Genomic DNA, 11,297 nt, shown 5'->3' on the forward strand with positions numbered 1-11,297 from the left:
TAGAACTTGACCTTGGGCTCGGTCTGATCACAGCTGCGGGTCGCTCGGCGCGCCTGAGCCGATCATGAGTGAACTCCTGGTGGGCGGTCGGTTGTCTACGCCAGCCGCGCTACCAGGAGTTCAGGTGCCATCTTCGCCCGTCTGCCCGTGTGTGTCATGCCCGGTCCACGATCGGGGCCCGGCCACCCCGTGCGCGGTGTACCCCGCGTCGTCGATCACCGACGCCCAATGGTCGGTACTGGAGCCGCTGCTGCCGGCACCGGGCAACACGCGGGGTCGGGGCGGACGCCCGGAGGCCCACCCCCGCCGGCTGGTGCTCGACGCGATCTTCTACCTGGTCAGGGGTGGTATCGCCTGGGCAGCGCTGCCTCACGACTTCCCGCCGCACCAGACCGTCTACGGCCTCTTCACCCGCTGGGCCCGCCAGGGCGCGTGGCAGCAGATCCACGACGCACTACGCGATCTCGTGCGGGTCCACGAGGGCCGCGACCCGCTGCCCACCGCGGCGATCATCGACTCCCAGTCGGTGCGCGGCGCGGACACCGTTCCGGGCCGCAGCCGCGGCTACGACGCCGGGAAGAAGATCAACGGCCGCAAACGCCACATCGCGGTGGCCACCGGCGGGCTGCTGCTCGCGGTCGTGGTCACCATCGCCGGGGTCCAGGACCGCGACGCCGGCCACCGCCTGTTGACCGCCTTGGCCAGCCGGTTCTCCAGGATCAGCCTGGTCTGGGCCGATGGCGGCTCCGCCGGACGACTGGTCGTGTGGGCCAAGAAGGTGCTGTCCCTGACCGTCGAGGTGGTCAAGCGCACCGACGACGTCAAGGGCTTCAAGTGGCTGTAGCACTCTGAACTGGCCCCACCGTTCTCCTCGGTTCTGGCCCCACCTGGGGCTGGCGGCGGTGCGGGCGTAGCACTCGGAATTGGCCCCATCCGCGGTGATGTCGGCGGGCGACACGCCGCGGGGTTGCGCGGTGGATCGCCGGTACGGGCGGATCGTGGGTCTGTCGGTGCTCGTCCGTCCGCTCACGTCGCGGGGGTCGGGATGGGGTCGAGGGTGGAGCTGTACGCGGCGATCCGGTTCGACTGGCAGCGCAACCAGATGTCGGTTCGGGGACTGGCGGACAAGTACGGGGTGCACCGGCGCACGGTGCGGGAGGCGATCGACTCGCCGATACCGCCGCCGCGCAGGAGCCCGCCGCGGCGCACCCTGGTGCTGGACACGGTGCGCGGCGCGATCGACGCGATGCTGGCCGAGGATCTGAGTGCGCCACGCAAGCAGCGGCACACCGCCAAGCGGGTCTTCGAGCGGCTCCGGGCCGAGCACCACGCGCAGGTGTCGTACTCGTATGTGGCGAAGTACGTGCACCGGCGCCGTCCACAGCTGGCGGCGGAGGCGGCGGCGCGGGACGCCGCCCGGGCCGGCGTGGTGGCCGGGTTCGTGCCCCAGTGCCACCCGCCGGGCGCGGAGGCCGAGGTCGACTTCGCCGATCTGTGGGTGCGCCTGGCGGGTGAGATGACCAAGTGTTTCCTGTTCACGCTGCGGTTGTCGCACTCGGGCAGGGCGGTGCACCGGGTGTTCGCCTCGCAGGGCCAGGAGGCGTTCCTGGAAGGGCACGTGGCTGCGTTCGAGGTCCTCGGCGGGGTCCCGTTCGACAAGATCCGCTACGACAACCTGCGGTCGGCGGTGCACCGGGTGCTGTTCGGGCGCACCCGCAGCGAGTCCGGGCGCTGGTTGGCGTTCCGCGCGCACTACGGGTTCACCGCGTTCTACTGCCTGCCCGGCAAGGACGGCGCGCACGAGAAGGGCGGAGTGGAAGGCGACGGCGGCCGGTTCCGCCGCACCCATCTGGTTCCCGTGCCCGCCGTCGACACCCTCGCCGAGCTCAACAACCGGCTCGCCGCCGCCGACGCGAGCGAGGACGCCCGGCGCATCGACGGCCGCGCGCAGACCGTGGGCGAGGCGTTCGCGGTCGAGGCGCCGCTGCTGGTGGCGCTGCCGGCCGAGCGGTTCGACACCGCGTTGTCGCTGACCGCCCGGGTGGACCGCTACGCGAAGATCATGGTCCGGCAGTGCCAGTACTCGGTGCCGGCCCGGCTGATCGGGACGCGGGTCCGGGTCGCGCTGTCGGCCTCGGAACTGCAGGTGTTCGATGGGTCGCGGCGGGTGGCGACCCATCCCCGGCTGATCGCGCGCGGCGAGTGCCGGCTCGAGCTGGACCACTACCTGGAGATCCTGCTCGGCAAGCCCGGCGCGCTACCCGGCTCGACCGCGCTGGCCCAGGCTCGCGCCGCGGGCCGGTTCGCCGCCGCGCACGAGGCGTTCTGGGCCGCCGCCCGCGGCAAACACGGCGACGCCGCCGGCACCCGCGCCCTGATCGAGGTGCTGTTGCTGCACCGGCGGCTCCCGGAGGCCGCGGTGCTCGCCGGGATCCGCGCCGCGGTCGCGGCCGGCAGCGTGTCCGCCGACGCGGTGGCCATCGAGGCCCGCAAGCACACCACCGCGACCGGGACGACGACCGGGACCTCGATGACACCGGCGGCGGGGGCACCGGCGGCCGGGCCGCAGCGATCGCGAGCGGCGGTGGTGACCCTGGGCGCGCGGCGCCGCGCGGCCTCGCTGTCTGGGCTGCCCGCGGACGGGCGGCCGGCGCCGTCGGTGCGCGACTACGACCAGCTGCTGGCCCACCGGACCGGACAGGAGCGCAGCTCATGACCCGCCCGCCCGCCACTCGCGATGAGCTCACCGACGCCGCGGCCGACGCCGCGATCGAGCAGGCCTGCCGGATCCTGCGGCTGCCCACCATCCGCTCCCAGCACGCCCGGATCGCCGCGGCCGCCGCCCGGCAGAAGGCCGGCTACAAGGGGTTCCTGGTCGAGCTGCTGTCGATGGAGTGCGACGAACGCGAGGACCGCCGCAAGGTGCGGTTGATCCGCGAGGCCGGGTTCCCCCGCGCCAAACGCCTGGTCGACTTCGACTTCGCCCTCAACCCGCTGGTCGATCCCGGGCTGATCCACACCCTGGCCAAGGGCGCCTGGATCCGCGCCGGCCAGCCGCTGTGTCTGATCGGTGACTCCGGCACCGGCAAGTCCCACCTGCTGATCGGGCTGGGCATCGCGGCCGCCGAGGCCGGCTACAAGGTCCGCTACGTCACCGCCGCCGCCCTGGTCAACGAGCTCGTCGAGGCCGCCGACGACAAGCACCTGTCCCGCACCATCGCCCGCTACGGCCGCGTCGACCTGCTCTGCCTCGACGAACTGGGCTACCTCGAACTCGACCGGCGCGGCGCCGAACTGCTGTTCCAGGTGTTCACCGAACGCGAGGAACGCGCCTCGATCGCGGTCGCGTCGAACTCCGCGTTCTCCGAATGGGCCCGCACCTTCACCGACCCCCGGCTCTGCGCCGCGATTGTCGACCGGATCACCTTCGAGGCCCACATCATCGAAACCGGCACCGAGTCCTACCGGCTGCGCACCACCCAGCGCACCCGCGCCAAGGCCGCCGCCCGCGACCGGGACAGGACCACCACATGAGCGACGATCACCTCGGCGGCGATCACGACGGCTACGACGCGGTGACCGCGCGCGACATCGCCGAGTTCCTCCACCACCTCGCCGAGCTCCGCTGCGCCCCCGACGGGCCGAACCCCGCGGACCGAGCGGCATTCCTCGCCCGCAAGGCCGAGCTGCTCACCCGCATCGCCGCCCGCACCGCCCGCACCCGCCGCGACGCCTACGCCGAGCAAGTCCGCCAGATCGCCGCCGACGCCCGCACCGCCGCCACCCGCGCCCGCCTCGCGCTGCTGCCACAGCAGAGGGTGGGGCCAACTCCGAGGAGAACTCCCCGCGCCGAGCCAGACCAGGGTGGGGCCAGATCAGAGGAGAAGTCCGGGGCCAGTTCTGGTTGACACAGCCACTTCAAGGTCCTGCCACGCCGCTGGGTCGTCGAGCGCACCTTCGCCTGGACCAGCAAGTTCCGCCGCTGCGTGCGCGACTACGAGACCCTCCCCGCCCGCCACGAAGCCATGGTTCACATCTCCATGATCATGACCATGTCACGCCGCCTCGCCCGCACCGGCGACTGGTAGCGCGAGTTCCAAGATGCCCTCTTACCGGACTTCGCATCGCGGTAGCGGTGCGGATCGTCGCCGAACTCGGCGAGCACCCGGGCCCCGCGGATCACACCGAGGCCGGGTTGGCTGGTGTAGATCTCAGCATCCGGGTGCCGACCCAAACCCTCGGCCAGCACTTCCTCCAACTGAGGGAGCTGGGCGATGATCCCGGACAGCAGCCGGAGCCGGGTGCCGACGATGACCGTGTAGGCCGACTCCAACGCCGCCGGTTGCCGCAGCGCCGGGGCCCGTGGCGCGGCCTGGATCCGCTCGGCGCGGCCTCGACGTCACCCCGGCGCGACTTCTTCAGGATCGCGGCGATCTTCGACCGGGACAGCCGGGCTGCCCGGCCGAAGATCCGTGGCCCGCTCCAGCAACTCGAGGGCGTCGGGGTCGGTGAGCTCCCGACGGCCCGCGGTGATCGCATCCAGGGCGGCGGGGAAGAACTCCCGCAGCACCTGACGCAGGCGCTGAACGTGGCGGGTGCGGTCCCAGATCAGCGTCTGACGGGTCCGGGCGATCATCTTCAGGCCTTCGACCTGCGCAGAGTCCCGGCCACCGGGCGATGATGCGCGCGGTCCAGACGCACGATCTCGGCCAGCACTGCCCCGGGCCGCGAGCCTCCCAGTTTCGGGGTCGACATCGGCCTCATCGAGGTGTTCGGCGATCATCTCGTGCAGCCGGATCATCCCGGCCATGCCCTCGGGCAACCGGGCCCGACCCACACGCCTGCCGATGTCGCCGAGCAGCTCCACGTCGTGGTGGTCCTCGGCCCAGTCATCACCCACGAACACCGTCATCCGGCCTCCTGCGCGCTCTACCAGCAACAACGGCAGCTGGAGGAGACCACCGCGCCCCAATGGTCGAGTGCTCACCCGTCCGCCACGGTCACCGCCCGGGGGCACGTCATCCCATCAGCAGTCCCAGCCTCCTCGCGACCAGCGGGCGACCCTAGAACTCACAGGCTCTGGGGATGAGAGTGCTGACCCGCTGGCCGCTACCAGCGCCGAGCCTGGCACAGACCAAGCCCGACAGAGCCCATTAGGGGATGGCTAGCCGACCAGCGCCCGCAGCCGCGGCACCACGTCCTCACTGAACTGGGTCAGGAAGCGCTTCTGGTCGTGCCCCGGACCGTGGAACACGAGGTGGTTGAGCCCTGCGTCGAGGTAGGGCTTGATCAGCGCCACGGCCTCGTCCGGGTCGGAGGTCACGATCCACCGCCTGGTGACCTGCTCCATCGGCAGCTCGTCGGCGAGGCGCTCCATCTCCTCCGCGGAGCTCACCGAGTGCTTCTGTTCGGGGGTCAACGACAACGGGGCCCAGAATCGGCAGTTGTCCCGCGCGCGCCCTGGATCGCGGTCGTAGGACAGCTTGATCTCGATCATGCGGTCCACCTCCTCGACGGACCTCCCGGCCGCCTGTGTCCCCTCGGCCAGCGCCGGCATCAGCTTGTCGGTGTAAAGGTCCATCCCCTTGCCGGAGGTGCAGATGAAGCCGTCGGCGGCGCGCCCGGCATAGCGTGCGACCAGCGGGCCCCCGGCGGCGACGTAGATCGGGATCGGCCGCTCCGGGCGGTCGTAGATGGTGGCCTCGACGGTGCGGTAGTACTGCCCCTCGAAGCTCACGCTCTGGCCGGTCCACAGCTCGCGCATCAGCTGCACCGCCTCACGCAGCCGGGCGAACCGCTCCTTGAACTCCGGCCACTCCCGGCCGGACACCGCGATCTCGTTGAGCGCCTCGCCGGTTCCGACCCCGAGCATGACCCGGTCCGGGCAGAGCAGGGCCATCGTGGCGAATGCCTGCGCGAGCACCGCCGGGTTGTACCGGAACGTCGGCGTGAGCACGCTCGTGCCCAGCTGCACCCGGCTGGTGCGCTCGCCGACCGCTGCCATCCAGGCCAGCGAGAACGGCGCGTGGCCGCCGTTGTGCCGCCACGGCAGGAAGTGATCGGAGACCACCACGCTGTCGAGCCCGACCAGTTCCGCCCGCACCGCGAACTCGACGAGCTCCCGGGGACCGAACTGCTCGGCCGAGGCCTTGTAACCGATCTTCAACGCCACGTATCGAACCTTCCTGTCGAACCGGGCCGGGCCGTCATCGAGTCAGCTGCGGCAGCACGGCCTCGGACGCAAGCTCGAGCTCGGCCTCGGCCGTCGCCGCGTTCACCGGGGAGAGCACGACGCTGGTCGCGCCGGCGGTGCGCAGGTCGCGGATCCGGGCCGCCACCTCGTCCGGGTCACCCGCCACGGTGAGCTCATCGACCCACTCCTCCGGCATCACCCGCGCGATGTGCTCGGCGCCGCCCTCGGTGAGGAACTCGGCGAGCTGGTCATTGTAACCGTACGGCGCGGTCAGCGCGTTGTGTGGCCCCACCGCGACGAGGTAGGCGGCGAGTGTCGGCCGCACGGCCGCCTTCGCGGCCCTGCTGTCCTTCGCGACGCTGAACAGCGCGAACGTGGGGATCAGATGATCGGTCCGGCCGGACTCGTGCATCCCGGACTGGATGTGCGCGGCGGCGGCCTCGAGGTACTTGCGGCCGGCGAGCACGCTCATCACCGTTCCGTCCGCGATCCGGCCGGACAGCTTCAGCGACTTCGGGCCGAGCACCCCGGTCAGGATCGGCATCTCCTCCTCCACCCGGTGGGTGGCGGCGACCGCCCGGAAGGTGAACTGCTTGCCCTCGACGTCGACCGTCTCGCCGGCCAGTAGCCTGCGGACCCCGCCCACACACTCGGTCAGCGCGGTGAGCGGAGAGGTGGCCGTCACCCCCATCTGGTCGGTCCAGATGCCCAGCCCGTGGCCGATGCCCGGCAGGAAGCGGCCGGGATGGGCACGGCCGAGTGTCGCGATCTCCATGGCGGTCACCGCCGGGTGCCGGGCGACCGAGGCGACGACCCCGAGCCCGACCTTGACGTGCCGGGTGGCGCCCAGGGCAAGGGCCGCGGCGGCGAAACCGCCGTGACAGAAATAGTCCTCGGCCACCCACACCTCGCCGAAGCCCAGGCACTCGGCGGTCGCGGCGATCGGGCCGATCTGCTCGGGCGGTGTGGACGTCGCGATGAACACACCAACCGGCGCGGTCTCGGTCACGGGGCCTCCTCGGGACGGATGCGGTGCGGGTGCCGGACGACGCGAGGAGCGGACGGCCGGGGCAGACGGATGACGGCTGCGTCGTAGTCTCCGGCCGGCTCCGCCGAACCGACAACTGACGGACCCAACCAAGTCCGCACCGCAGTTTCTCCAGATCTGTCAATAGACAGCACGACGCGGTCCGTCGAGTCTGGCGTGCGTCGCAAGACTGATCTCGGCTCGGCCAGAGCGCCGAGTCGCCGACAGAACCGAGTCCGTTCTCGCGCGCCGGCTGGTAACGAACCGGCGTGGCCACCGGAGGCTGATCGTGACCGAACAACACCTCCCGCCAGGGCTGATCGGCGCGCGGGTGCGCCGCAAGGAAGATCCACGGCTGCTGACCGGGCGCGCCCAGTTCGTCGACGACGTCGCGCTTCCCGGCATGCTCGAGGCTGCGATCCTGCGCAGCCCGCACGCCCACGCCCGCATCGTGAGCGTCGATGTCAGCGCGGCCCTGGAACTCCCCGGCGTGTTCGCCGTCATCACCGGCGCGGAGGTCGCGCAGGCGTGCGCGCTGCCGCAGCCCGTGATCTGGCGCCTGATCCCCGACCAGCGGATGACCGACCTGTACGCGCTCGCCCACGACAAGGTGCGCTACGTCGGTCAAGGAGTGGCGGCCGTCGCGGCGGCCGACCGGTACGTCGCCGAGGACGCGCTCGGCCTCATCGAGGTCGAGTACGAGCAACTCCCCGCGGCGTGCACGCTCGACGAGGCGCTCGCCGACGGGGCTCCGCTGCTCTACGAAAACTGGCCGGACAACGTCAGCTGCCGGCAGACCGTCCCGAAGGGCGACGTCGCAACCGCCTTCGCCGCGGCCGACGTCATCGTGTCGGAGACGATCACCTATGGGCGTCAGATGGGCACCCCGCTGGAGACCCGCGGGGCCGTCGTGTCCTGGGATCCGTTCACGGACCGGCTCGAAGCCTGGCTGTCGACCCAGTCGCCGAACCTCGCACGCGATCTGTTGGGTGAGGTTCTCGGTCTGCCCGTGGAGCGCATCCGGGTCCGCACCCCGGACGTCGGCGGCGGCTTCGGCAACAAGTTCGACTTCTACGGTGAGGAGGTCGTCGCCGCGCTGCTGTCCAAGCGGTCCGGGCGACCCGTGAAGATCATCGAGGACCGGCTGGAGAGCTTCGTCGCGAACGCGCACTCGCGCGAGCAGCGCATCGAGGTCGAGGTCGCCGCGAAGTCCGACGGGACGATCACCGGTATGCGCGGGACCGTCTACGGTGTGCTCGGCGGGCAGCTGTCCACGGTCGGCATCGGACCGTGCTGGGCTGCCACCGTGCTGATGCCCGGGCCCTACGACATTCCGAACGTGGAGGTGACCGTCGTCGGGGTGGTGACCAACCGCTCCCCGTACGGTTCCTACCGTGGTTGGGGCCAGCCGAAGGCGAACATCGCCCACGAGCGGATCGTGGAGAAGCTGGCGCGCGAGCTCGGGATGGCGGCCAACGACGTCCGCCGCAAGAACCTCATCGCACCCGACAAGTTCCCCTACCCGAGCCCGGTCTTCTACTACGACAGCGGGCGCTACGAGGAATGTCTGGAGGCGGCCGAGCGGGCGGTCGTCGACCGCGGGTGGGCCAAGCGTCAGGCCGAAGCGGCCAAGGAGGGCCGTTCCCTGGGGATCGGCTACTCGTTCCACATCGAGATCAGCGCCATCGGTCCCTCGCGCATCCTCAACCAGGCGGGGCTGCAGCACTCCGGGTTCGACGAGGAGTCGGTCCGCATCGACTCGACCGGTGGGGTGATCGTCCGCTCGGGCCTGTCGGCGATGGGGCAGGGCATCCAGACCGCGCTGGCTCAGGTCGCCGCACAGACCCTGGGTGTCCCGCTCGACAGCGTCACCGTGCTGACCGGCGACACCGAGACCAACCCCTACACCGGATACGGCACCGGAGGCAGCCGGGGCGCCGCGCTCGGTGGCGGTGCGCTGCTGCGCGCGTCCACCCGGCTGCGCGAGAAGGTCCTGCGGGTGGCCGCCGAGCTACTGGAGGCCTCACCCGACGACCTCGTCATCTCCGACGGCCGGATCTCCGTCGCGGGCACCGGCGTCGGCGGGCGCTCGGTGTCGATGCGCGACGTCGGCGACGCCACCTACCGCCGCCTCGACGGCAAGCTGCCGCTCGGCGAAACCCCCACGCTTGAGGAGCGCGACGTCCTCGACCCGGACAACACCGCCTTCTCCTACGGCACCACCGCCGTGCTGGCGGAGGTCGACCGGGAGACCGGTCGGGTGCAGGTGCTCGACTACCTGATCGCCCACGACTGCGGGACGGTCATCAACCCGATGATCGTCGACGGTCAGCTGCACGGAGGCGCCGCACAGGCGATCGGTGGCGCGCTGTTCGAGGAGATCGTCTACGGGCCGGACGGGCAGCCGCTGACCACGACGTTCATGGACTATCTGATCCCGACCGCGTCCGAGTTGCCGGCCTTCGAGACCGTGCACCTGACGACCACCGCCGATCACATCCCCGGCGGGTTCAAGGGCATGGGCGAGGCCGGCACGATCGGCGGCGCGTCCGCGATCACAGCGGCGATCGACGATGCGCTACGCGATCTCGGCGTCGGCGTCGTCCAACTGCCGATCACCCCGCCGCGTCTGCTGTCGATGATCGAGGCCGCCGAGGCCGGCGGCACCGCCACCGACGTCGAGGAGCAATCATGAAACCCGCGCCCCTGGACTACATCCGCGCGACGAGCGTGGCGCACGCCGTGCAGGTCCTGGCCGAGAACGACGGGGACGGCAAGGTCCTCGCCGGCGGTCAGAGCCTGGTCCCGCTGCTCGCGATGCGCCTGTCCCAGCCCACCGTGCTCGTCGACCTCGGCGGGCTCGGTGAGCTGTCCTACATCCGTGACGAAAGCGGCCACGTCGAGATCGGCGCCATGGTCCGTGCCCGCACCGTCGAGATCTCATCACTGATCGCCGACGCGGTTCCGCTGCTGCCGGTGGCGCTGCGCCACGTCGGGCACGTGACCATCCGCAACCGCGGCACGGTCGGCGGGAGCACCGCACACGCCGACCCGGCCGCCGAGCTCCCGGCCGTGCTCCGCGCGCTCGACGCCGACGTCGTGGTCACCGGGCCGTCGGGATCGCGCACGATCGGCGCCGCCGACTTCTTCCAGGGCTTCCTCACCACCGCACTGGCCCCCGACGAGATCGTGACGGCGTTGCGGGTGCCGAAGTCGGCGCCGGGAACCCGGGTGGCGGTGCAGGAGTTCGCCCGCAGGCACGGCGACTTCGCCATCGTCGCGGTGTTCGCCGCCGTGGAGCTCGGCGCGAGCGGCGAGATCGCCGCCGCCCGGATCGCGGTGGCCGGCGCCGACCAGGTCCCGGTCCGGGCCGCGGCGGCCGAGGAACTGCTGGCCGGGCAGGATCCCTCACCCGCGGTGCTGCGCGCCGCGGCCGCCGAGGTCGCCGGGGCGACACGTCCGTTCGACGACATCCACGGCACTGCCGACTACCGCAAGAAGATCACCGCCGTTCTCGCCCGCCGTTGCCTGGAGCAGGCGCTCCCCACGGCCGAGAGGAGCTCCGCCGCATGACAAGCCTGGACGTCACCATGACGGTCAACGGCCGGACCGTCACCGGCCGGGTCGAGGCCCGGCGAACCCTCGCGGACTTCCTCCGGAAGGACTGCGCGGCGACCGGTGTTCACCTCGGATGCGAGCATGGTGTCTGTGGCGCCTGCACCGTCGTCCTCGACGGGTGCACCGCCCGGTCCTGCTGCACCCTCGCGGTGCAGGCCGACGGCGCCGAGGTGATGACGGTAGAGGGCCTCGCCGACGGTACGGACCTGCACCCGCTGCAGGAGGCGTTCTGGGCCCGCCACGGGTTGCAGTGCGGGTTCTGCACCCCGGGAATCCTGCTCACCATGCGTGAGCTGCTGGCCGACAACCCGGACCCGTCCGAGGAGGAGATCCGCGAAAGCCTGTCCGGCAACATCTGCCGCTGCACCGGATACCAGTTCATCGTCGAGGCGGTGAAGGACGCGGCCGCGGTGCTGCGCGCCTCGTCGGCGGACCGGGGCTAACCTCTCCCCGACCCGT

The 11,297-nt window shown here is 71.4% G+C and carries 12 protein-coding genes; 8 read left to right on the plus strand and 4 right to left on the minus strand.

The genetic code is table 11. The annotated features are described in order from the left end of the window. The first annotated feature begins 196 nt into the window (after positions 1–196). From G567_RS29215 to G567_RS37210, 5 genes are all read left to right on the plus strand, one after another. The gene (locus G567_RS29215) at positions 197–844 is read left to right on the plus strand and encodes an IS5 family transposase (RefSeq protein ID WP_211223945.1); all 648 of its coding nucleotides are present in this window, start codon (positions 197–199) and stop codon (positions 842–844) included. 201 nt (positions 845–1,045) lie between these two features. After that, positions 1,046–2,716 carry an IS21 family transposase gene (gene istA, locus G567_RS0115705; RefSeq protein ID WP_028930736.1) on the plus strand — a complete coding sequence of 557 codons (1,671 nt, stop codon included), beginning with the start codon at positions 1,046–1,048 and terminating at the stop codon, positions 2,714–2,716. Continuing rightward, positions 2,713–3,534 (plus strand): IS21-like element helper ATPase IstB, encoded by an 822-nt coding sequence (gene istB / locus G567_RS0115710; RefSeq protein ID WP_028930737.1) that lies wholly within the window; start codon positions 2,713–2,715, stop codon positions 3,532–3,534. The genes istA and istB overlap by 4 nt, the downstream gene beginning before the upstream one ends. Then, positions 3,531–3,908 (plus strand): hypothetical protein, encoded by a 378-nt coding sequence (locus G567_RS0115715; protein ID WP_028930738.1) that lies wholly within the window; start codon positions 3,531–3,533, stop codon positions 3,906–3,908. Before istB ends, G567_RS0115715 begins: the two co-directional genes overlap by 4 nt. An 18-nt stretch (positions 3,909–3,926) precedes the next feature. Beyond that, positions 3,927–4,088, plus strand: coding sequence for a transposase (locus tag G567_RS37210; RefSeq protein ID WP_084796175.1), 162 nt, complete (start codon positions 3,927–3,929; stop codon positions 4,086–4,088). On the opposite strand, the gene G567_RS34320 is transcribed toward G567_RS37210, so the two are convergent. The 4 genes from G567_RS34320 to G567_RS0115735 form a co-directional block, all read right to left on the minus strand. Beyond that, positions 4,031–4,333 carry a hypothetical protein gene (locus G567_RS34320; RefSeq protein ID WP_028930739.1) on the minus strand — a complete coding sequence of 101 codons (303 nt, stop codon included), beginning with the start codon at positions 4,331–4,333 and terminating at the stop codon, positions 4,031–4,033. The two genes, G567_RS37210 and G567_RS34320, sit on opposite strands and share 58 nt — an antisense overlap. Before the next feature lie 66 nt (positions 4,334–4,399). Further along, complete coding sequence (locus G567_RS32225) at positions 4,400–4,912, minus strand: IS110 family transposase (protein ID WP_028930740.1); 513 nt, start codon at positions 4,910–4,912, stop codon at positions 4,400–4,402. A 252-nt stretch (positions 4,913–5,164) separates the two neighbouring features. Next, positions 5,165–6,172 carry a glucose-6-phosphate dehydrogenase (coenzyme-F420) gene (gene fgd, locus G567_RS0115730; RefSeq protein WP_028930741.1) on the minus strand — a complete coding sequence of 336 codons (1,008 nt, stop codon included), beginning with the start codon at positions 6,170–6,172 and terminating at the stop codon, positions 5,165–5,167. Positions 6,173–6,206: 34 nt separating this feature from the next. Continuing rightward, entirely contained in the window at positions 6,207–7,202 is a 996-nt protein-coding gene (locus tag G567_RS0115735) for an LLM class flavin-dependent oxidoreductase (RefSeq protein WP_028930742.1), read from the minus strand. Positions 7,203–7,509: 307 nt separating this feature from the next. On the opposite strand from G567_RS0115735, the gene G567_RS0115740 reads away from it, so the two are divergent. Genes G567_RS0115740 through G567_RS0115750 form a run of 3 tightly spaced genes read left to right on the plus strand, consistent with a single transcriptional unit; the run spans position 7,510 to position 11,281 of the window. After that, positions 7,510–9,915, plus strand: a complete 2,406-nt coding sequence (locus tag G567_RS0115740) for a xanthine dehydrogenase family protein molybdopterin-binding subunit (RefSeq protein WP_028930743.1) — start codon at positions 7,510–7,512, stop codon at positions 9,913–9,915. Further along, positions 9,912–10,793 (plus strand): FAD binding domain-containing protein, encoded by an 882-nt coding sequence (locus G567_RS0115745; RefSeq protein ID WP_028930744.1) that lies wholly within the window; start codon positions 9,912–9,914, stop codon positions 10,791–10,793. Before G567_RS0115740 ends, G567_RS0115745 begins: the two co-directional genes overlap by 4 nt. Then, on the plus strand, positions 10,790–11,281 hold the full coding sequence (locus tag G567_RS0115750) for a (2Fe-2S)-binding protein (protein ID WP_028930745.1): 492 nt from the start codon (positions 10,790–10,792) through the stop codon (positions 11,279–11,281). The genes G567_RS0115745 and G567_RS0115750 overlap by 4 nt, the downstream gene beginning before the upstream one ends. The last annotated feature ends 16 nt before the right edge of the window (positions 11,282–11,297 follow it).

Origin of the sequence: Pseudonocardia asaccharolytica DSM 44247 = NBRC 16224, from assembly GCF_000423625.1 — a bacterium.
Lineage (GTDB): Bacteria > Actinomycetota > Actinomycetes > Mycobacteriales > Pseudonocardiaceae > Pseudonocardia > Pseudonocardia asaccharolytica.

Excerpts from the sequence above, each read along its gene's own strand:
- istA (WP_028930736.1), top strand. The coding sequence starts at position 1,046 with ATGGGGTCGAGGGTGGAGCTGTACGCGGCGATCCGGTTCGACTGGCAG.
- G567_RS32225 (WP_028930740.1), bottom strand. The coding sequence starts at position 4,912 with ATGACGGTGTTCGTGGGTGATGACTGGGCCGAGGACCACCACGACGTG.
- istB (WP_028930737.1), top strand. The coding sequence starts at position 2,713 with ATGACCCGCCCGCCCGCCACTCGCGATGAGCTCACCGACGCCGCGGCC.
- G567_RS0115715 (WP_028930738.1), top strand. The coding sequence starts at position 3,531 with ATGAGCGACGATCACCTCGGCGGCGATCACGACGGCTACGACGCGGTG.
- G567_RS0115745 (WP_028930744.1), top strand. The coding sequence starts at position 9,912 with ATGAAACCCGCGCCCCTGGACTACATCCGCGCGACGAGCGTGGCGCAC.
- G567_RS0115750 (WP_028930745.1), top strand. The coding sequence starts at position 10,790 with ATGACAAGCCTGGACGTCACCATGACGGTCAACGGCCGGACCGTCACC.